This window comes from Halobaculum marinum, assembly GCF_029338555.1.
Taxonomy (GTDB): Archaea; Halobacteriota; Halobacteria; order Halobacteriales; family Haloferacaceae; genus Halobaculum; species Halobaculum marinum.
In genome coordinates this window covers 1893475-1912685 of the sequence record NZ_CP119989.1, presented here as the reverse complement: position 1 = coordinate 1912685, position 19211 = coordinate 1893475, and the positions used below count along the sequence as shown (strand labels likewise).

The 19211-nt window shown below is 68.8% G+C and carries 22 protein-coding genes; 5 read left to right on the top strand and 17 right to left on the bottom strand.

Translation table 11 applies throughout. The features are described 5' to 3' along the window. Positions 1 to 60: 60 nt before the first annotated feature. Both P0R32_RS09865 and P0R32_RS09860 read left to right on the top strand, forming a co-directional pair. Positions 61 to 255 carry a 30S ribosomal protein S17e gene (locus tag P0R32_RS09865; protein WP_276236790.1) on the top strand — a complete coding sequence of 65 codons (195 nt, stop codon included), beginning with the start codon at positions 61 to 63 and terminating at the stop codon, positions 253 to 255. A 159-nt stretch (positions 256 to 414) separates the two neighbouring features. After that, positions 415 to 1518 (top strand): DUF63 family protein, encoded by a 1104-nt coding sequence (locus tag P0R32_RS09860; RefSeq protein ID WP_276236789.1) that lies wholly within the window; start codon positions 415 to 417, stop codon positions 1516 to 1518. A gap of 43 nt (positions 1519 to 1561) precedes the next feature. Here the strand turns inward: P0R32_RS09860 and P0R32_RS09855 are convergent, their stop codons facing one another. Beyond that, positions 1562 to 1939, bottom strand: a complete 378-nt coding sequence (locus tag P0R32_RS09855; RefSeq protein WP_276236788.1) for a nuclear transport factor 2 family protein — start codon at positions 1937 to 1939, stop codon at positions 1562 to 1564. Between the two features lie 122 nt (positions 1940 to 2061). Then, positions 2062 to 3915, bottom strand: a complete 1854-nt coding sequence (locus P0R32_RS09850; RefSeq protein ID WP_276236787.1) for an acetyl-CoA carboxylase biotin carboxylase subunit — start codon at positions 3913 to 3915, stop codon at positions 2062 to 2064. A gap of 145 nt (positions 3916 to 4060) precedes the next feature. On the opposite strand from P0R32_RS09850, the gene P0R32_RS09845 reads away from it, so the two are divergent. Next, positions 4061 to 4708 carry a glycerophosphodiester phosphodiesterase gene (locus tag P0R32_RS09845; RefSeq protein WP_276239391.1) on the top strand — a complete coding sequence of 216 codons (648 nt, stop codon included), beginning with the start codon at positions 4061 to 4063 and terminating at the stop codon, positions 4706 to 4708. A 66-nt stretch (positions 4709 to 4774) separates the two neighbouring features. Here the strand turns inward: P0R32_RS09845 and P0R32_RS09840 are convergent, their stop codons facing one another. The 15 genes from P0R32_RS09840 to moaA all read right to left on the bottom strand — a co-directional run bounded on the left by P0R32_RS09840 (position 4775) and on the right by moaA (position 17554). Continuing rightward, a complete protein-coding gene (locus tag P0R32_RS09840; RefSeq protein ID WP_276236786.1) occupies positions 4775 to 5050 on the bottom strand; it encodes a DUF8022 family protein in 276 nt (91 codons plus the stop codon). Next, complete coding sequence (locus tag P0R32_RS09835) at positions 5050 to 6594, bottom strand: acyl-CoA carboxylase subunit beta (protein WP_276236785.1); 1545 nt, start codon at positions 6592 to 6594, stop codon at positions 5050 to 5052. Before P0R32_RS09835 ends, P0R32_RS09840 begins: the two co-directional genes overlap by 1 nt. 95 nt (positions 6595 to 6689) lie before the next feature. After that, entirely contained in the window at positions 6690 to 7631 is a 942-nt protein-coding gene (locus P0R32_RS09830; protein ID WP_276236784.1) for an ATP-dependent ribose-1-phosphate kinase, read from the bottom strand. After that, the gene (locus tag P0R32_RS09825; RefSeq protein WP_276236783.1) at positions 7628 to 8608 is read right to left on the bottom strand and encodes a ribose 1,5-bisphosphate isomerase; all 981 of its coding nucleotides are present in this window, start codon (positions 8606 to 8608) and stop codon (positions 7628 to 7630) included. The genes P0R32_RS09830 and P0R32_RS09825 overlap by 4 nt, the downstream gene beginning before the upstream one ends. An 82-nt stretch (positions 8609 to 8690) precedes the next feature. After that, a complete protein-coding gene (locus tag P0R32_RS09820) occupies positions 8691 to 9428 on the bottom strand; it encodes an enoyl-CoA hydratase/isomerase family protein (protein ID WP_276236782.1) in 738 nt (245 codons plus the stop codon). A gap of 47 nt (positions 9429 to 9475) precedes the next feature. Continuing rightward, on the bottom strand, positions 9476 to 9973 hold the full coding sequence (locus tag P0R32_RS09815) for a BGTF surface domain-containing protein (protein ID WP_276236781.1): 498 nt from the start codon (positions 9971 to 9973) through the stop codon (positions 9476 to 9478). Positions 9974 to 10105: 132 nt separating this feature from the next. Continuing rightward, positions 10106 to 11188, bottom strand: a complete 1083-nt coding sequence (locus P0R32_RS09810) for a methionine synthase (RefSeq protein WP_276236780.1) — start codon at positions 11186 to 11188, stop codon at positions 10106 to 10108. Further along, the gene (locus tag P0R32_RS09805) at positions 11185 to 12198 is read right to left on the bottom strand and encodes a 5-methyltetrahydropteroyltriglutamate--homocysteine methyltransferase (RefSeq protein WP_276236779.1); all 1014 of its coding nucleotides are present in this window, start codon (positions 12196 to 12198) and stop codon (positions 11185 to 11187) included. Before P0R32_RS09805 ends, P0R32_RS09810 begins: the two co-directional genes overlap by 4 nt. Before the next feature lie 74 nt (positions 12199 to 12272). Then, positions 12273 to 12899 carry a HemK2/MTQ2 family protein methyltransferase gene (locus P0R32_RS09800; RefSeq protein ID WP_276236778.1) on the bottom strand — a complete coding sequence of 209 codons (627 nt, stop codon included), beginning with the start codon at positions 12897 to 12899 and terminating at the stop codon, positions 12273 to 12275. Next, positions 12892 to 14103, bottom strand: a complete 1212-nt coding sequence (locus P0R32_RS09795; protein WP_276236777.1) for a mechanosensitive ion channel family protein — start codon at positions 14101 to 14103, stop codon at positions 12892 to 12894. The genes P0R32_RS09800 and P0R32_RS09795 overlap by 8 nt, the downstream gene beginning before the upstream one ends. After that, positions 14100 to 14960, bottom strand: a complete 861-nt coding sequence (locus P0R32_RS09790) for a 16S ribosomal RNA methyltransferase A (protein ID WP_276236776.1) — start codon at positions 14958 to 14960, stop codon at positions 14100 to 14102. Before P0R32_RS09790 ends, P0R32_RS09795 begins: the two co-directional genes overlap by 4 nt. A 104-nt stretch (positions 14961 to 15064) precedes the next feature. Beyond that, a complete protein-coding gene (locus P0R32_RS09785) occupies positions 15065 to 15691 on the bottom strand; it encodes a DUF655 domain-containing protein (protein WP_276236774.1) in 627 nt (208 codons plus the stop codon). Between the two features lie 112 nt (positions 15692 to 15803). Next, positions 15804 to 16160, bottom strand: a complete 357-nt coding sequence (locus tag P0R32_RS09780; protein WP_276236773.1) for an RNA polymerase Rpb4 family protein — start codon at positions 16158 to 16160, stop codon at positions 15804 to 15806. Between the two features lie 4 nt (positions 16161 to 16164). Continuing rightward, the gene (locus P0R32_RS09775) at positions 16165 to 16458 is read right to left on the bottom strand and encodes a 50S ribosomal protein L21e (RefSeq protein ID WP_276236772.1); all 294 of its coding nucleotides are present in this window, start codon (positions 16456 to 16458) and stop codon (positions 16165 to 16167) included. Between the two features lie 112 nt (positions 16459 to 16570). Beyond that, positions 16571 to 17554, bottom strand: coding sequence for a GTP 3',8-cyclase MoaA (moaA, locus tag P0R32_RS09770; protein WP_276236771.1), 984 nt, complete (start codon positions 17552 to 17554; stop codon positions 16571 to 16573). A 171-nt stretch (positions 17555 to 17725) separates the two neighbouring features. Here moaA and P0R32_RS09765 point away from each other — a divergent pair, with 171 nt between their 5' ends. Next, the gene (locus tag P0R32_RS09765; RefSeq protein ID WP_276236770.1) at positions 17726 to 18799 is read left to right on the top strand and encodes an Mrp/NBP35 family ATP-binding protein; all 1074 of its coding nucleotides are present in this window, start codon (positions 17726 to 17728) and stop codon (positions 18797 to 18799) included. Positions 18800 to 18899: 100 nt separating this feature from the next. Beyond that, positions 18900 to 19199, top strand: coding sequence for a DUF7976 family protein (locus P0R32_RS09760; protein WP_276236769.1), 300 nt, complete (start codon positions 18900 to 18902; stop codon positions 19197 to 19199). The last annotated feature ends 12 nt before the right edge of the window (positions 19200 to 19211 follow it).

Sequence of the window (19211 nt, the reverse complement as noted above, 5' to 3'; positions counted from 1 at the left end):
GGCTCCCGTCGTTCGGCCCGGAACGAACGCTTTTAGTTCGCGTTTCGTGTACCGTTGGACATGGCGATCAAACCGAAGTACGTCAAGCAGCTCGCGACGCTCCTGCTGGAGAAGTACCCGCAGTCGTTCAACACCGACTTCGAGACGAACAAGGAGAACGTCTCGAAGCTCACCAACGTCGAGTCGAAGGGCGTCCGCAACCGCATCGCGGGCTACATCACGCGCAAGAAGGCGTCCAGCGCGGCCTCGGCGTAATCGGGTATTCCACGTTCTCGCGAGAGCCGACCCGCCCAGCGACGGCGCCGTTCGACGGGCGGTCGCGCTCGGTCTCGCGCCCGCTGTCGCACTCCGTTGCGCTGGGTCGACGGCACACGCAACCGACACCTTGAACGACGAGCGCCGCCGCCTCCCGGTATGTCGACGACCTCGCTCGCCGACCGGCTCGGCACCTCGCCGGAACGCGCGTATCTCGCGGCCGTCGGGGCCGCCGCGCTCGCGCTCGTCGCCGGCGCAGTCGCGTTCCCGGAGGCCGTGTACGACGGCTTCATCTGGCACTACTTCTGGGGCCCCGTGCAGGCGGACGCCAACTCAGCCGCCTGTGCGGTCCGCCCCGGCAGCACCGTCCAGTACCTCTACTCGAACGCCGAGTGCGCCGCGGCGGCGGAGCCGGTCGCGTACCCCGGCTACACGCTCGTCTCTGAGGTCGGGTACGTCGTCACGCTGCTGGTGGCGCTGTCGGGCGTCGTGCTCCTGTTGCGCCGCCTCGACATCGCGCGCACGACCGACTTCTTCCTCGCGCTCGTCCCGTTCTTCTTCTTCGGGGGCGCGCTCAGGGTCGTTGAGGACGCGGACAACGCGATGCCGGCGGAACTGTTCGGCTACCCGCTGAACACGCTGCTCATCAGTCCGATCATCTACTTCACCGTCTTCGCGATCACCCTGGGTGCGGTGGTGGCCGTCGTCAGTCTCTCGCGCAACGGCGTCCTCGCTGAGATCGAACGGCCCCTCTTGTGGATCGGCATCGCGTTGAACGTCGTCACCGTCGGGTTTCTCGCCGCGCTCGCGCTCACGCCAGGCAGCGTCGTCACGTTCTACCCACAGGTGATCGGCGTTATCCTGCTCGGCACTGTCGTCGCGACAGCGGCGACGTGGTACGCGACGAAGGCCGGCATCCCGTGGGTCCACTCTGGCACGGGCGCCGCCGGCGTCGTCGTCATCGGCGCGCACGCGCTCGACGGCGTCGCCAACGTCGTCGGCCTCGACTACATGGTCGCGCTCGGCGCCGGGCCGAACCTCGTCCCCAAACACCCGGTCAACCAGTTCATCGTCGACGCCGCCGGCGCCGCGTGGCCGTTCCTGGTCGTGAAACTCGTCGCCGCGGTGTTCGTGCTGGCCATCTTCGAGGAGGAGTTGTTCGAGGACTCGCCGCGCTACGCGGTGCTGCTGCTCATCGCCGTGACGGCGGTCGGGATGGGGCCGGGGACGCGCGACATGCTGCGCGCGACGTTCGGCATCTGAGCGCCGGTCGCCCCCGGCGACGACAGACGGTCGCGGCGGCGGATCAGTCCTCGTTCTTCGGCGTCGTCTTCGCGGCGAACGTCTGCGTCTCGATGATCCCGTCGCGGATGAGGAACGTGTCCGTCGCGAACTCGTACACCTGTTCTGGCGTCTCGGCGTGCCAGCGGATGTAGGCGATGTCGTCTTCGACCTGCTGTTCGTCCATCGCGAACTCGACCGGCGACTGCGAGAACTCGGCGAAGAACTGCTCGAACAGCGTTTGTATCTCGTCGAGGCCGCGGAACGTCCCCTTCGTACTCGTGATGACGACCGAGTCCTCGGTGTAGTCGGCCATCATCTCCTCCATATCCTGGTCCGCGAACGCGTCGAGGTGGTGGTTGAGGACGGACTCGGTGTCGGCTGTCGGACTGTGAGTTGCCATGGATAACCGTTCGACAATACGACAGAAACCGGGGTATCGATATCGTCCCGGAAGTTGCACGTTCGTGTCACGACGGCCAGGCGGAGTCGCTCCGACCGGCGCCGTAGTCGCGCCAGGTCGGCCTACTCCAGCACGACAAGCACGTCGCCCATGTCGACGGAGTCGCCCTCGCCGACGACCACCTGCGAGACGGTGCCGCCCATGTCGGCGACGACGTCGTTCTCCATCTTCATCGCCTCCAGCACGCACACCACGTCGCCCGCGGCGACCTCGTCGCCCTCCTCGACGTTCACCGAGAGGATGGTGCCCTGCATCTCCGCCGTGACGGTCTCGCCGTCGCCCTCGACGACGACCTCCTGGGCGTCGTCCTCCTCGGCCACGTCGGGCCGTTCCATCCGGCCCGAACCGCCGCCCGCGCCGCTCGGAGTCGGGATGGCGGGCGCACCGCGCTCTTCGAGACTGACCTCGAAGCGCTTGCCGTTCACCTCGACGGTGAACTCGCGTTCGGTCGACTCCTCGCCGTCGTCACCGGCGGCGTCGCCGGTACCCCACTTCTCCTGGGCCTCCGTGAACTTCGACCGGTCTGCCTCCTCGTCGAGATACTTCGTCGTGTGCGTCCCGTCGACGAAGCGGTCGTCGGTGAGCATGAGGCGGTGGAACGGGACGATGGTGACGACGCCTTCGATGTCGTACTCGGCGAGCGCGCGCCGCGACCGGGCGATACACTCGTCGCGGTCCGACCCGTGGACGATGAGCTTCGCGATCATCGAGTCGTAGTCGGTGACGATGTCGTCACCCTGGCGGAGCGCGTCGTCGAGGCGGACGCCGATGCCGCCCGGCGGGTCGTACGTCTCCAGGCTCCCCTTGTTGGCGGGCGCGAAGTCGTTGGCCGCGTTCTCCGCGTTGATGCGGAACTCCATCGCGTGGCCCTCCAGTTCCACGTCGTCTTGCGCGAATCCGATCTCTTCGCCCATCGCGACGCGGAGTTGCTCTTTCACGATGTCGATACCCGTCAGCTCCTCGGTGACGGTGTGCTCGACCTGGATCCGCGTGTTCACTTCGAGGAAGTAGAAGTTCGTGTCCGGGCCCAGCGGTTCGTCGGGGTCGCGGTCGAGGTCCTCCTCGACGAGGAACTCGACGGTGCCCGCGTTCGTGTAGTCGGCCGCGCGGACGCCGCGGCGGGCTGCCTCGCCGATCTGTTCGCGCAACTCGTCCGAGAGCGCGGGCGAGGGCCCCTCTTCGATCACCTTCTGGTGGCGGCGCTGGAGCGAGCAGTCGCGCTCGCCGAGGTGGCGGACGTTGCCGTGCTGGTCGGCGACGATCTGGACCTCGATGTGGCGCGGGTTCTCGAGGTAGCGCTCCAAGTATACGGAGTCGTTCGAGAAGTACGCCTCACCCTCGCGCTTCGCGGACTGGAGTTGGTCGGCCGCCTCGTCGGCCGACTCGACGACCTTCATCCCGCGACCGCCGCCGCCACCCTCCGCCTTGATGGCGACGGGGTAGCCGTACTCGTCGCCGAAGTCGGTGACCTCCTCGGCCTCGGTGACGGGGTCGGTCGTGCCGGGGACGATGGGCACGTCGGCGCCGTCCATGATCTTTCGGGCCTTCGTCTTCTCGCCGAGCGACTCCATCGCCTCGCTGGCGGGGCCGACCCACGTGACACCCTCGGCGTCGGCGACCTTCGCGGCGAAGTCGGCGTTCTCCGCGAGGAAGCCGTAGCCGGGGTGGATCGCGTCGGCGCCGGCCTGCTGTGCGGCCTCGACGATGGCGTCCTGGTCGAGGTAGGAGTCGGCGGCGCGGGCCGGTCCGACGTTGTACGCCTCGTCGGCGTAGCGGACGTGGCCGCCGTGTTTGTCGGCCTCGGAGTAGACGGCGACCGTCTCGATACCGAGTTCCTCACAGGCGCGCATCACGCGGACCGCGATCTCCCCGCGGTTGGCGACGAGCACCTTCTCGAACCCCTTGGTTTCGGTCATTCTTGCGGGAGGGTACCGACGGCCGTCTACTCAAACCGTCGGTTCTGGGTCGTCGATCACGCACGCGACCTCGGTTGACGAGAACGAGGAATTAACCGGCGAGCGTCCGGATACGTGCGTGATGCGTTTTATCGGGCACCGTGGAATGCCCGCCGTGTTCCCGGAGAACACCGCGCTCGGGCTTCGACGGGCGGCGGACAGGTGCGACTGGGTCGAGTTCGACGTGCGCCGGTGCGGGTCGGGCGAACCCGTCGTCGTCCACGACGAGCGTCTCGACCGAGTGCTCGGACTGGACCGCCCCGTCGCGGAGACGCCGCTGGACGAGATCAGAGCACGGTACGTGGACGACTCCGACCAGCGGGTGCCGACGCTCCCCGAGACCGTGGTCGCGGTGCCGGAGGGCACGACGGTGAACGTCGAACTCAAGACGTCCGGCGTGACCGAGCAGGTCGTCGAGACGGCCGACGCCGTCGGGAACGAGACGGTGGTCTCGTCGTTCTCGGCGACCATCCTCCGCGAGGTGAACGAGGTGTCGGCCCTCCCGTTGGCACCCATCGTCGCCGACGCCGACGCGTGGGACGACGCGCTGGCGCTGGCAGTCGAGGTCGGCGCCGAGTACGTCCACCCCCACTACGACCTCGTGTTTGCGTCCCCCGAGCGAGTCGACGACGCACACGACCGCGGACTGGAGGTGAACGCGTGGACGCTCCGGTCGCCGGAGCCGTACGATCGCCTCTCGGAGGTGGGTGTCGACGGCGTGTTCGTCGACGACCCGGCGTACGCGGGGCGGTAGCGAATCGCTCGGGAGTCCTGATCCACGAGAGTCGTCACGAAGAGCGGCGCCGCCGGGGGGAGCCGTTCAGAACCGGTCGGTTCGTCCGCTTGCGGTCCACGCATCCGTCGGCGCTGACTCGGGGACGCGTGCGGCGCGCCCTTGGAGCGCGTCGAGGCGACCGGCGAACGCCCACCGCTCGCCATCCCACGTCTCCTCGCCCCCCTCGGCCGCGGCGGCCGCAGCGGCCTCGCTGTCGCGCACGTGCGCGCCGACGGCGGCGACGATGGCCGCCGCCTCCTCGTCGTCGGCGGCTGCCGGGATCGACAGCGCGTCGCGGAGGTTGTCAGTGTCGTCGCCCATCAGATCGGGATGTTGCCGTGCTTCTTGTCGGGCTGGGCGTCGCGCTTCGAGGAGAGCATCTCCAGGTCGTCGATGAGCCGCGGGCGCGTCTCCGGCGGTTCGAGCACGTCGTCGAGGAACCCCTTGTCGGCCGCGGTGTACGGGTTCGCGAACTCCTCGCGGTACTCGTCGATCAGCTCCTGGCGTTTCTCCTCGGGGTCGTCCGCGTCGGCGAGTTCGTCGTCGTAGAGGATGTTCACCGCCCCCTGCGGGCCCATCACCGCGATTTCGGCCGTCGGCCACGCGTAGTTCACGTCGCCGCCGATGTGCTTGGAGGCCATCACGTCGTAGGCGCCGCCGTACGCCTTGCGCGTGATGACGGTGAGCAGCGGGACGGTCGCCTCGGAGTAGGCATACAGCAACTTCGCGCCGTGGCGGATGATCCCGTTGTGCTCTTGGTCGGTGCCGGGCATGAAGCCGGGCACGTCGACGAACGTGAGGATGGGGATGTTGAACGCGTCACAGAAGCGGACGAAGCGGGCGCCCTTCTCCGACGACTCGATGTCGAGGGTGCCGGCGTTGACGCGCGGTTGGTTCGCGACGACGCCGATGGACCGACCGTCGAGGCGGGCGAACCCGGTGACGAGGTTCTTCGCGAAGTCGGCGTGCGTCTCGAAGAACGAGCCCTCGTCGACGACGCGGTCGACGACGTTCGTGATGTCGTACGGCTTGCGCGGCTGGTCGGGGACGATGGAGTTCAACTCCTCGTCACGGCGGTCGGGGTCGTCCCACGGCTCGACGCGCGGCGGGTCCTCGACGTTGTTCTGCGGGAGGTACGACAGCAAGCGGCGCATGTGGTCGAGGGCGTCCTCCTCGGAGTCCTCGGCGAAGTGGGCGACGCCCGAGGTGCTGGCGTGCGTCTGCGCGCCGCCGAGTTCCTCGAAGCTCACCTCCTCCCCCGTGACCGTCTTGATCACGTCGGGGCCGGTGATGAACATGTGACTGGACTCCTTCACCATGAACACGAAGTCGGTGATGGCGGGGGAGTAGACGGCGCCGCCGGCACACGGCCCCATGATGCCCGACAGCTGTGGGATGACACCCGACGCCTCCGTGTTGCGGCGGAAGATCTCCGCGAAGCCGGCAAGCGAGCCGACGCCCTCCTGGATACGGGCGCCCGCGGAGTCGTTGAGGCCGACGACGGGCGCGCCGACGTCCATCGCCTTGTCCATCACTTTGCACACCTTCTCGGCGAACACCTCGCCGAGCGAGCCGCCGAACACGGTGAAGTCGTGGGCGAACACGAACGTCTTCCGGCCGTTCACCTCGCCGTAGCCGGTGACGACGCCGTCGCCGTAGATCTGCTGGCCCTCCATCCCGAACGTGTGGGTGTCGTGGGTTCGGAACTGGTCGAATTCGTGGAAGGTGTCGTCGTCGAGGAAGTAGTCGATGCGCTCGCGCGCCGTCATCTTCCCTTTCTCGTGTTGGCGCTCGATCCGGTCTTCGCCGCCCCCCTTCTCCGCCTCCGCGCGGCGCTCGCGGAGCTCGTCGATACGGTCCTCCATCGTCACGGCCGCTCACCTCGAGTCGGAGTGGACATTCGTTGGACTCTCGTGCGACCACGCGCCCCTTATTGGTTCCGTAACAGGGCACCGCGGCGTCACGTCTCGTCGAGGAACGCCTCGATACGGCCCCACGAGAGGTCGACGCGCGCACCCACCTCGCCGGCGGCGAGCGCACCACAGGCGTTCGCGACCGCCAGCGACCGGTCGAGGTCGGCGCCGTCGAGCCGTGCGGCGAGTAAGCCCGCGGCGAACGCGTCGCCCGCGCCGGTCGTGTCGACCACGTCGGCGGCGAAGCTATCGTGGGTGGTCGTCTGCCCCGTGGCGCGGTCGTGGACCTCCGACCCCGCCGACCCGTGGGTGACGACCAGCGTGGCGTCCTCGCGGAGCGCACCGTAGGCGGTCGCGCCGTCGTCGTCCTCGTCGAGCAGGGCCGCCGCCTCACGGCGGTTGCAGAACACCAGATCCGCGAGCGGGAGCGTCTCGGAGAAGTCGCGGTCGACGAACTGACGACCGGGGGCGAAGCTCACCGTCGCACCGACCTCGCGGGCACGCTCGGCCAGCGCGGCGGCGACCGCCGGCGGCTGGTTCGTCAGGTGGAGCAGATCCGTGTCGGCGGTGAGCGTCCCCGGCGGGAGGTCCTCGGCGGTGTACGCCTCGTTCGCCCCCTCGCCGGACAGCACCATCACCTCGCCGTCGGCGTCGACGATCAGGTACTTCACGGCGGTCTCGCCGTCCGCCTCGACGAGGTACGTGTGGACGCCCGCGGTCGACAGCTCTCGGCGAGCGAGCGTCCCGGACTCGTCGGCGCCGACCGAGCCGAACAGCGATGCGTCCGCGTCGAGGCCCGCGAGGACGGCGGCGACGTTGGCCGCGCTCCCGCCGCCTGCCTGGTGACGCCGCTGGATCTTCACTTCGCCGTCTGGCGCCGGGAGTCGGTCGACAATGAGTGTCACGTCCCAGTTCACGTGTCCCGCACACAAGACGCGGGGTCGCCCCCGGTCCGACGCGTCGCCGGCGCGACCCGGTCCCCCGGTCATCGCTCGGCGGCCCCGCTCGTCGGCTCCTCCCACGGGCGGTCGGCGCTCTCGCCGAACAGTTCGCGCATCAGCGTCACGATGCTCTCGGGCGGGAACTGCCCGGACTCGGTGACGATGGCGTCGACGTAGCGCGGCGGCGTCACATCGAAGGCGGGGTTCTCGACGGTGATCTCGCCGATTTCGGCGCGGTCGTCGTCGTCGATCACTTCCGTCTCGTCGCGCATCTCGATCTCGACGGTGTGGCCGGTGAGCGTGTCCGGGTGGAGTTTGATCGTCTGGGCGGCGACCATGATCGGCACGCCGCGCTCGCGGGCGTTGACCGCCAGCCCGGAGGTCCCGATCTTGTTGACCACGCCGCCGTCGGCGGCGATGGAGTCGGCGCCCACGAGCACGTGGTCGGCGTCATCAAGGTAGCGGCGGGCCGCCGAGTCGACGACCAGCGTCACGTCGACGCCCATCTCGCGCAGTTGCGTGGCGGTGATGTGCCCCTGGTTGCGCGGGCGCGTCTCCTTCACGATCGCCGAGATGTCCTTCCCCTGCTCGACGGCGTGCTCGACACACGCGAGCGCGTCCGTCGAGTGGCAGTGGGTCATCACCGTGTCGCCGTCGCGCAGGCGGTTGGCCCCGACGCGACCGAGGTCGCGCTGGGCACGGTCGAGGCGGTCGGTGAAGGCCGTCGCCGCCGCGAGCACGGAGTCGCGCAGCGTCTCCACGTCGTCGCCCTCCATCCGGCCGAGCGTGTAGCGGAGGGCGTTCGGGAGCGAGACGGCGGTCGGGCGCGTGTCGTACAGGCGGCGCCCCGCCGAACGCATCGACGAGCGGAACGCCTCGGGAGAGTCGGCGTCGGTCTCCCGTGCCTGCGCGGCGACGGCGTCGGCGGCCGCGCGGGCGATGGTGGCGGCGCCACGGATCTCCATCGTCGCGATGTCGTCGGCGATGTCGTCGACCGCCTCGGCGAGTGGGGGTCCGTCGGTCATGACGGCGACGTTCGCGGGGGCGGGTTATCAGTTGTCGGGTGATGTCTCTCCGAGCGTCATCGTAGTCCCTTAGCCCTCGGCCTCACTCGTCGCCGGCGACGAAGCGTTCGGCGGCCGCGAGGCAGTCGGGTTCGGCCGCGACCGCCGAGAACCCCTCGACCAGTCGGGCGCGTTCGTCCGGGTCCGCCGACGCCGCCCGCACGTATCGCTTCACCAGCGACACCGCTGGCTCGGGCACCGCACACACCGCGTCCGTGAGTTCGTCGACGGCGTCGTCTAGCCCACCGTCGTCGACGACCCGGTTGCACAGTCCCCACTCGGCGGCCGTCGCGGCGTCGATGGGGTCGCCGGTGAGCGCGAGTTCGAGCAGTCGCTTGCGGCCGCACGCCTCGCCGACGCGCGCGACGGCGTACGGCGGGTACGCCCCGATCGTGGCCTCTGGAAGCGCAAACGTCGAGTCGGCGGTCGCGACCGCTAGATCCGCCGCGGCGACGATTTCGAAGCCGCCGCCGTACGCGGGGCCGTCGACGGCGGCGATCACCGGGACCTCGACCTGCTCGGGGCCGAACAGTGCGTCGTACAGTCTGGTCGCCAGCGTTCCGGGGGCCACGTCGTCGCCCAACCCGGCGATCGAGGCGATGTCGTCGCCCGCACAGAACGCCGGACCCGCCCCGCGGATCACGACCGCGCGTGCCTCCTCGGCGCCGCGGTCGAGCGCCTCGCGGAACGACCGGAGTCCGTCGAGGGTCAGGGCGTTGCGTTTCTCTGGACGGTCGAACGTCACCGTGGCTACCTCGCCGTGTCGGTCGTAGCGGATCACGGCTGGGTGTTTTCGGCGTCGGTACGATAACCTATGGTCGGCTCAGCTCACGACCGGCGGTGAGCCGCCGCGGCGGCGGCCGCCAGCGCCGACACTGCCGCGACCGGACCCAACCCAGGGCCGGTCGTCTCGGTCGCCGTCGCGGTCGGCGTGACCGGTTCGTCGGCGGCGACGACCGCCCCCTCGGCCTCGGCGACGGTCGAGGTATCGGTGGCGACGGTCACGCTGAAGGAGTCTCCGGGGGCCAGATCCGCGAGGTCGAACTCGGCGGCGAACGTCCCGTCCTCGCCGACGGTCGCGTCGGCGCTCTTGAAGAACTGCGGAGAGGTGTCATCGGTGGACTGGATCCTGACCGAAACTGTCGTTCCGGCGGACAGATCCGCCGACCCCTCGATGGTCGCGTTCTCGACGGCGTGGACGCGGACGGTCTCGTTCATCGTGGTGAGCGACCCGTCGGCGTCGGCGGCGACCGTTCCGGCGACGCCGGTGACGGCGAGTAGTACTATCGCGACAGTAACGAGTCGACTGCTGGTGGAGGGCTTCATGTCCCAACCACCGATACCGGCGTGATGTCAATAAATGGGACGTATACACAAAGGAGAGTTTTCGTTACCGGGTCGCCGACGCCGCGACGGGCGTCAGGCCCGCGCGCACGGCGCCCCGGGCCGTCGCCGCAGTCAGTCGTCCGCCGGCGCCGCGTCGCCGATAGCGGGCACGTCGATGGTGCCCTCGTCCAGTTCTTGCTCCACCTCGCGGGCGGCCTGCACCAAGTTCTCCATCTTGCCGTAGGCGGCCTCGCGCGGGAGGAGCTTCAGCCCGCAGTCGGGGCTGACGGTGAGCTTCTCCGGGGGCACGACCTTCAGGCCCTGCAGAATGTTCTCTTTGATCTCCTCGACGGACTCCACCTCGGCGACGTGGGCGTCGACGACGCCGAGCGCGAGGTCGGGCGCGAACTCGCCGTCCGCGAACGTCTCGATCTGCTCGTAGTCGTCGTTGCACAGTTCCACGTCGAACTCGTCGATCGGGTAGTCGTTGATCTCCGGGTAGACGCGCGAGTAGTCGCCGTAACAGACGTGGAGGCCGATGCGCACTTCGTCGGGGATGTCCGCGACGATGCGTTCGAGACACTCGCCGACGATGGCGTGGTCGTCCGGCGTCGTCGCCAGCGCGGGCTCGTCGATCTGGATGTAGCGCGCGCCTGCCTCGACGAGTTTCTCGATCTCCTCGTTCACGAGGTCCGCCAGGTCGTACGCCAGCGCCTCGTCGTCCTCGTACGACTCGTTGAACGCCCAGTTGGCCAGCGTGTACGGGCCGGTGATCGGCACCTTCACCGGACGGCTAGCCACGTCGGCGGCGAACTCGAACTCGTCGACGAGCCACGGTTCGTCGTACTCGACGTCCTCGACGACCGACGGCTTGTCGAAGTAGTTGTGGCCCCACACCTTCACCGGCCCGTTGAACTCGTAGCCGTCGATGCGCTCGGCGAAGAACTCGACCATCTCCTCGCGGCGCATCTCGCCGTCGACGACCGTGTCGAGGCCCGCACGCTCGTGCTCGTGGGTGATGACGCGACAGGCGTCGTCGGTCGCCTCGGTCCACTCGGCCTCGCCGAAGTCGTGGTCCTCGTCCTCGAACAGGTCGCGCGCACGATTCAGCCACTTCGGCTTCGGGTACGACCCGACGACGGTCGTCAGCAGGAAGTGGTCGTGTTCGTGGCCCTCCGGGCGGAACTGCTCGCGGTTCGCGGGGTTGCGGCTCACGCCTCCACCTCCTCGGCGGCGGCGATGTCTGCGGCCTCCGCGAGCACGGACAACTTGGCCTTGTGCTTGTTCACGGGCAGGTAGAACGTCTCGGTGTTGGGCGTCACGTACGTCGTGTCGAACGTCTGTGCGGGGATCTGGTCGTGAACCCAGTCGACGCGCTCGGCGACCGTCTCGGCGCCTTCGACGAGCGTGTTCTGCCCGTCGACGAGGCCGAGTGCGATGTCGTCGGTCGTGCCGAGTTCGTTGATGCACTCCAGGTTCGCCGCGCGGTCGGCGGCGACGAAGTCGAAGCCGACGGCGTCGATGTCGGCGTCCATCAGGTGCGCGTACGCCTTCTCCTCGAACGCGTCCCAGTACGTCTGCACGACGACGTCGGCGTCCGTCGCCGCGGCGACGCGGTCGATGGTCTCGCTGGCGAGTTCGTTCAGGTCGTCACCGGGCGTGTTCGTCACGTACGACGGCTCGAGGAGGAACAGCGTATCGTGGGCGGGGAACGCCTCCACCTCGCCGGCGAGGAACTCGCCGACGGCGTCGAGGAACTCGGCCTCGTCACCGTAGTGCTCGTCGGTCGCCAGGTCCGCGAGCGTGTACGGCCCCGGCAGGACCGCCTGCAGTGCGTCGTCGCCGAGCAGGTCGCTCGCCGCGGTCAGTTCCGCGGCCACGTCGCCCGACGGCGTGAGGTCGTCGACGACGCGCGGGTCGCGGTAGAAGTTGTTGTTGTCGTAGTAGCGGACGATGCCGCCCGTCTCAACGGCGTCGTGGACGGTGAGCGGGTGCGCGAGCATGTCGTCCCAGCGGCCCTGGCCCTCGACGACGCGGTCGAGGCCGGCCTCGCGCTGGTCGGCGACGAGTTCGGCGCGCACGTCGTCGTACACGTCCGTCACCGCCGCGCCCTCGGCGCCGTCGATGAGGTCGTGTTTCTGGTGGCCCTTCAGGTCGGAGAGTTCGCCTTTCGCCCAGTCCGGGAGTGGGTACAGCCCCGGTGTGGTGGCGACTACGTCGGTCATCACTCACGGCTACGAAATGCCGACGCATAATAGTTCCCGTTCGTGCTAATGTCCCACAGTTATCTAAGGTGCACTCACGCGCGGCGGCGGAGTGCGAGGATCGACAGCGTCTCGAACGGGTACGACTCCTCGGCGACCGTCTCCGCGTGGAACCCGGCGTCCACGGCGTACTCGACCACGTCGGCGAAGCCGGTGAGCGAGGACACCAACAGCAGCGCGACGCCGTCGGGCGCGAGCACGCGGGGCAAGTCGTCGAGGAACGGTTCGATGAGTTCGCGACCCGACTCGCCGCCCGACAGCGCCGCCTCCTGCCAGTCGTCCCACTCGTTGTCCGGGTCGGTCGGGAGGTACGGCGGGTTGAACAGCACCGTGTCGAGCGCGTCCTCGCGGAACGGCGTCAGCAGATCCGCGCACATCGCCTCCACACCGCGGTCGCGGGCGCGCCGCGTCGCGTGTGGGTTCACGTCGCTGCCGAGCACCCGCGTCGCGTCGGACTCGCTGAGCACCTTCTCGGCCACCCAGCCAGATCCGGTGCCGACCTCCAGCGTCACGCCGCGGGCGTGTTCGACTGCGGCCTCGGCGAGGAGGCCCGAATCCTCCGCGGGCGCGTACACGGGCGCGTCGAGGCCGCGCCGCGCAGCCAGCGAGTCGCGCGTGCTCGTGTCGTCAGCCTCGTCTGACGGCGGCGTCTCCTCAGGCATCGTCGCCCCCGTGGCCCCCGCCGTCTGTCTGCGTGTTCGCGGCCGACCCGCGCGCAGTCTGGCGGCCCTCGCCGCCGGCGACGCGGAAGCCGGCGGTCTCGGCGCGCCCCGACAATTCGCGCTGTGGGAACGGGATCTTGATCCCCGCCTCGTCGAACGCCTCCTTCACCGCGAGCGTGACCCGCGTGCGCGCCTTCCACATCTTTCGAGCGCTGGGGTTGTCGATGTAGAAGCGCAGGCGGAGGCCGACGGAGGAGTCGCCGAACCCCGTGAGCACGACGTGGGGGTCAGGCTGTGCGAGCACGAGGTCGTGGCCGCGCATCGCCTCCTCGGCGATTTCGGCGGCGCGGTCCACGTCGGTGGCGTAGTCGACGCCGACGTCGAGGTTGAGGCGGAGGCGACCCTTGCGCGAGCGGTTCACGACTTCTGTGTCGGTGACCACGTCGTTGGGGATCATCACGTACTCCTCGTCGAACGTCCGGATCTGGGTGTTGACGATGGTGATGTCGGTGACGACGCCCTCCTGGTCGCCGATCACGACCCAGTCGCCCAACTCGAACGGACGCGAGAACAGCACGACGAACCCCGCCAGCACGGCCCCGAGCGTCTGTCGGGCGGCGAGACCGAGGACGATGCCCGCGAACCCCGCGCCGACGAGGAGGTTGCCGGGGTTGACGCCCCAGACGGTGAACACGACGAGCAGCGCGACCGCGTACACGCCGACCTGGACGACGTGGTGAGTGATCTCCGTCTGGTGGTCAGACAGCGCTCCGTTGCGCCGACCGAAGTCGCGGATCCCACGCTTGGTCAGTCGAGTCGCCACCGTCGCGAACACGAGGATGGCGACCGTCAGCACCGTGCGGACGACGGCTCTGCCGGTGACCGTGTCGGTCGGGAGGACGCCGACGGCCAACCCGACGCCACGCCAGACGACGACGAGGGAGAGACCGAACAGCACGACGGTGACGGTGACCACGACCGCCCGCAGCGACTCGATGGTGAGGTCGCGGTCGTCGGTCCGCGCCTTGAGCCACGGCCCGAACTGTCGGACGGCGACGACGACGGCCGCGAGCACGATCACCGCGACCAGCGACGCGACGACCCGCAACTCGGGCGTCGGAGTCGCCGCCTGGATCGCGTCGACGACCGCCGACAGCGCCTCGACGATCGGACTCGGCTCCGCCGCACCCCCGGACTGGATCACTGTCCGGGGCCGACCTCGCTCGTGTCGGCGGCCAACTCCGCCAGCGCCGCGAACTCGGCGGGCGGCAGATCACCCGGACGCTTCGACAACAGCGCCTCGTCGGCGGCGTCGACGACAGCGTCCGCGTCCGCGAGCCCCGAGATGTGGGCGGTGTTGCGGATCGCGTTGCGGACGGTCTTGCGGCGCTGGGTGAACAGCGCCTTCACGAACCGGAGGAAGAACGCCTCGTCGTCGACCTCGTAGTCGGGGTCGCGAGGCACACACCGGACGACCGCGCTGTCGACGCGCGGCTGCGGGTCGAACGCCTCCGGCGGGATGCGCTCGACGACCTCGACGTCGGCGTAGTGCTGCGTCGACACCGAGAGGCGACCGTACTCGGAGGTGCCCGGATCCGCGACCATCCGGTCGGCGAACTCCGCCTGGAACATCAACACGAGCGGCTTCCCCAGCGGGAGGAGGCGGAACGTCACCTCCGAAGAGACGCCGTACGGGAGGTTCGACACCGACGCCGAGAAGTCGGGTAACTCGACGTCGAGTGCGTCGCCGGCGACGATGTCGAGGGCACCCGCGTCGACCTCGTCGGCGAACTCCTCGCGGAGGAACGCCGCCAGGTCGCGGTCGCGCTCGACCACCGTGACGTGGTCGCCGGCGGCCAGCAGGCGGTCGGTGAGCGCGCCCGTCCCGCCGCCGATCTCGAGCAGGTGCGAGCGGTCGGCGTCCTCGGGCAGGTAGCCCGGCAGGCGGTCGAGCACGCGGTCGTCCACGAGGAAGTGCTGGTCGCGGTCTGGGTCGCCGCGCACGCCCGCGCGCCGCCGGAGGTCGTCCGGATCGCGGAACTCGGAGGCAGCGTCGGTCATTGCCCGCCGTTCGCGGTCGACGGCTGTAAACCCGTCCATACCCGGTCACGGGCGCGAGCGAGGCGGTGGCGACCACGCCCTGCGTCCGGAAAATCGCCGACCGCTCAGGTCTTGTTCGCCGTCGGCGCGTCCACGCCGACGAAGATCCGGTACTTCAGGTCGTCGTCGCGCAACTCCTCCATGACGCGCTCGACGAGCGTCTGCTTGGGGTCGTGCAGTCCGGAGACGCGCTCGCTCACGTCCTCGAACGTCTCGAACGGCCCGCGCTTGCGAGCCTCGAGGACGTTGTTGCGGAGCTTCTTCCCGATCCCCGGGAGGAGGTTCAACTGGTGGAGGCGCAGGGTGATCGGCTCCGCCTGGTTGTAGAAGTCGACGAAGCGTCGCTCGTTCGACTCGACGATCTCCTCGACGACGTACTCCAGTTCCTGGCTGGCGCCGCGGTTGAGGTCGTCGTAGTCGACGCGTCGCGCGCGCTTGATCCCAGGTGCCGTCTCCGGTTCGATCTGGACGAGGTCGTCGATACCGAACTCGGCGTCGTCGGTGAGTTCGAACTCGAACAGCCGGAAATCGCGCTCGCCGAGGCCGTACGCGACCGCCGGACGGCGGTGCTGCGGGCGGTCGTCGTCGGCACGTCCGTGGGGGAGGTACTCCAGGATGTACGCGTTGACGACGCGGGCGTCGGTGTCGTCCGGCGGACTGTCCGCTGCTCCCGGATCGTGCTCGTCGTTCATGCCCGCCGATAGGTCGTCGGTGGTGATAAAGGATCGTCGCCGTCGCCGACTTCTGAAGACGGCGACAGCGAGGTGGCCGAGTCGACGGGCGGGGGTCCCGCGGCGGGCCCCGTTACGCGTACTTGGCGACGACGTCGAGGATCGCGTCGAGTTCGTCGCCGTCGAGCGCGTATCGCTCCTGGGCGTACACCGCACGGACCTCCGTGCGATCGCGGGGCAGGAGGTCGGCGATTTTGTACGCCTGCGGCTCGTCCACCTTCTCCAGCTCCAGCAGCTCCTCGACGAGTTCGAGCGACTCGTCGGGGTCGAGGAACGCGAAGCGGTTGACGTGGTCGACCGCGCGCGCCAACTCGTAGCGCATCTCGCGGTCCTCGTCGGTGGCGCGCTCGGCCTCGACCTTCCCGAGCAGCTCCTTCGCCTGCGAGACGGTGAGGTACTCCTCGCTCAGCTTCTCCTTGAAGATCGTCATCGCGTCACTCGGTCTGGGCCTTCAGGTGCGCGGGCTTGACGATGATCGTCTTGGCCTTGCTGCCGTCGACGATCTCGACTTTGAACGCGGCGCCCTGCTTGCCCTTGACGGTGCCCGTGTGGCCGTTGAAGCGCGGGTGGAACCGGCCGTCGGGAACCGACGGGTCGATGTTGAGGTGGACCTTCTGGCCCTCGTCGAACTCGGCGATTGCGCGCTGTGGCGGGGAGGTCCCGCGGTCGCGGGGGTCGTTCGACAGCTTTCCACGAGTACCGTGAAGGGGTCCGTTCGAACTCGGCATAGTCGTGCGCACGTCTTCTCCTGTGGCGCGTATAAATGGTGCGTTCCACGCGTCCGATGTGGTGGTGTCGCACACCACCGACCGACCGAGTGGCTGTGGGATCGGGGCCGACTCAGGCGCCGATGTACTCCTCGTTGATCTCGTACTCGCCGCGCTCGTTCTGGACGAGGTACTCGCCGTAGTACGGCACGCGGTCGGCGACGACCTCCTGGAACGCCTCACGGATCTCCGGCTTGGACATCTCGCCCATCGGCTTCAGGTCGTCGTTGCGGTTGAGACAGCCCTTGAGGTACCCCTCGTGGGTGACGCGCACGCGCCCGCAGTTGGCGCAGAAGCCGGCGTTCTCGACGGGGTCGACGATTTCGACCATCCCCTCGCCGCCGTCGTCGCCGGCGATGTAGTAGCGCTTGCGGTCGTGCATCTCGCGGTGCTCGACGCGCACGGCGAGGTCGGCGAGCCAGTCGTGGACGCGCTGGATGTCGATGTTCCACTCCGGGCGGCCCGTCAACTCGGGCATGTACTCGATGAGTTGGAGTTGGAGGCCGTCGTTCTCGGCCACGTGTTCGACCATCCCCTCGACGTAGCCGGCGGTGTGCTCGAACACGACCATGTTGAGCTTCACGGGGTCGAGTCCCGCGTCCAGCGCGGCCTGTACCCCCTCGATCACCTTCTCGTAGGCGCCGGACTTGGTGATCTCAGCGAACGCCTCCGGGTCGAGCGCGTCCTGCGAGACGTTGACGCGGTCGAGTCCAGCCTCGACGAGCGCCTCGGCGCGACCGGGCAGGAACGTGCCGTTGGTCGTCATCGACGTCTCCATCGAGTCGGGCGTCCGCCGGATGATCTCTTCGAGGTCGTCTCGGAGCATCGGCTCGCCGCCGGTGAACTTCACGGCGTCGACGCCGAACTCGGCGGCGACCTCCAGGAACCGGACCACGTCGTCGGTCGCCATCTCGTCGTCCTGTGCGTCCATCGGGCCACGGGTGTCCCCGAGCCCCTCGTTGTGGCAGTAGACGCAGTCGAAGTTACACCGGTCGGTGAGCGAGACGCGAACCCCCGTTACCTCCCGCCCGAAGTCGTCGACCAGCGGTGTCGGCATTATGTAGTGTCCTTCCTTCGTGAGCACTTGAACTTGTGGGACGGATTGGACAAAATGTAACTGTTGCAGGTTACGTGGGACGTATCTCGTTTGATACATCGGTCACACGACGCCGACCTGTGGACCAGGCCGTGGGAAACCCTTATTCGGGGCGCTCGCCGACGCGGAGACATGGACGAAGCCGCCGTACGCGAGCGACTCGCCGGCGTCGAGGACCCCGACCTCGGCGAGGACATCGTGTCGCTCGGCCTGGTGAACGCGGTCCAGGTCGACGACGAGGAGGGCGTGATCCGGGTGTCGCTGGCGCTCGGTGCGCCGTACGCGCCCCACGAGACGGGGATCGCAGAAGACGTTCGCGACGCGCTCGCGGACGCCGACTACGCGCTCGACATCTCCGCGTCGGTCGACACGGGACTGTCTGCAGACGAGGAGGTGCTCCCGAACGTGAAGAACGTCATCGCCGTCGCCTCCGGGAAGGGCGGCGTCGGAAAGTCGACGGTCGCGGTGAACCTCGCCGCCGGCCTCTCGCAGTTGGGCGCGCGCGTCGGCCTGTTCGACGCCGACGTGTACGGCCCGAACGTGCCGCGGATGGTCGACGCCGAGGAGGCGCCGCGCGCGACCGAACAGGAGACCATCGTGCCGCCACAGAAGTACGGAATGAAGCTGATGAGCATGGCGTTCCTCGTCGGCGAGGACGACCCCGTCATCTGGCGCGGCCCGATGGTGCACAAACTGCTCACCCAACTCGTCGAGGACGTCGAGTGGGGCGCGCTCGACTACCTCGTGCTCGACCTCCCGCCGGGCACCGGCGACACGCAGCTCACCATCCTGCAGACGCTCCCGCTCACGGGCGCCGTCATCGTCACCACGCCCGAGGAGGTCGCCCTCGACGACGCGAACAAGGGGCTCCGGATGTTCGGCAAACACGACACGAACGTGCTCGGCATCGTCGAGAACATGTCCGGGTTCGTCTGCCCCGACTGCGGCAACGAACACGACATCTTCGGGAAGGGCGGGGGCAAGCAGTTCGCCGCCGACAACGACCTCCCGTTCCTCGGCGGCGTCCCGCTGGACCCGGCTGTCAGGAAGGGTGGCGACGGCGGCGCACCGGTCGTGCTCGACGAGGAGTCGGGACAAGTCGGCGACGCGTTCAAGCTCGTCACGGAGAACGTCGCCAACAACGTGGGTGTCGTCCAACGGCGGGCGATCAGCCGGCGCGCACAGCGAGACACCCCACCGCAGTAGCGCCGATCACGGGGCTGGCGGCCACCGCGACCACACCAGTTTTCACGAGTGTCTGACGCAGTCGGAAAGTGCTTAGCCGCGGGGCCGTCGAACACCGGGTATGAGCGACGACGAGGACGCCCGACTCCCCGAAGACCTCCGGGAAGACGACGACGCCGACTGGCAGCTCGCGCCAGACTCGGCCGCCGAGTTCGCCGCCGAGGACGACACCCGCGAGTTCCTCCGGGCGGTCGCCGAGGACGTGCGCGGCGAGTCGAGCGAGTCGAAACAGCTCTCTGCGATCCTCTACCGTGTCTCGGACCTGTACGACCCGGACGAGGACACGTCGCCAGAGGAGATCTACCTGAACGTGCGACGGATCATGCAGATCAAGGCCCGCGGCGGACTGACGCGCGAGTGATCACGCGCCGTC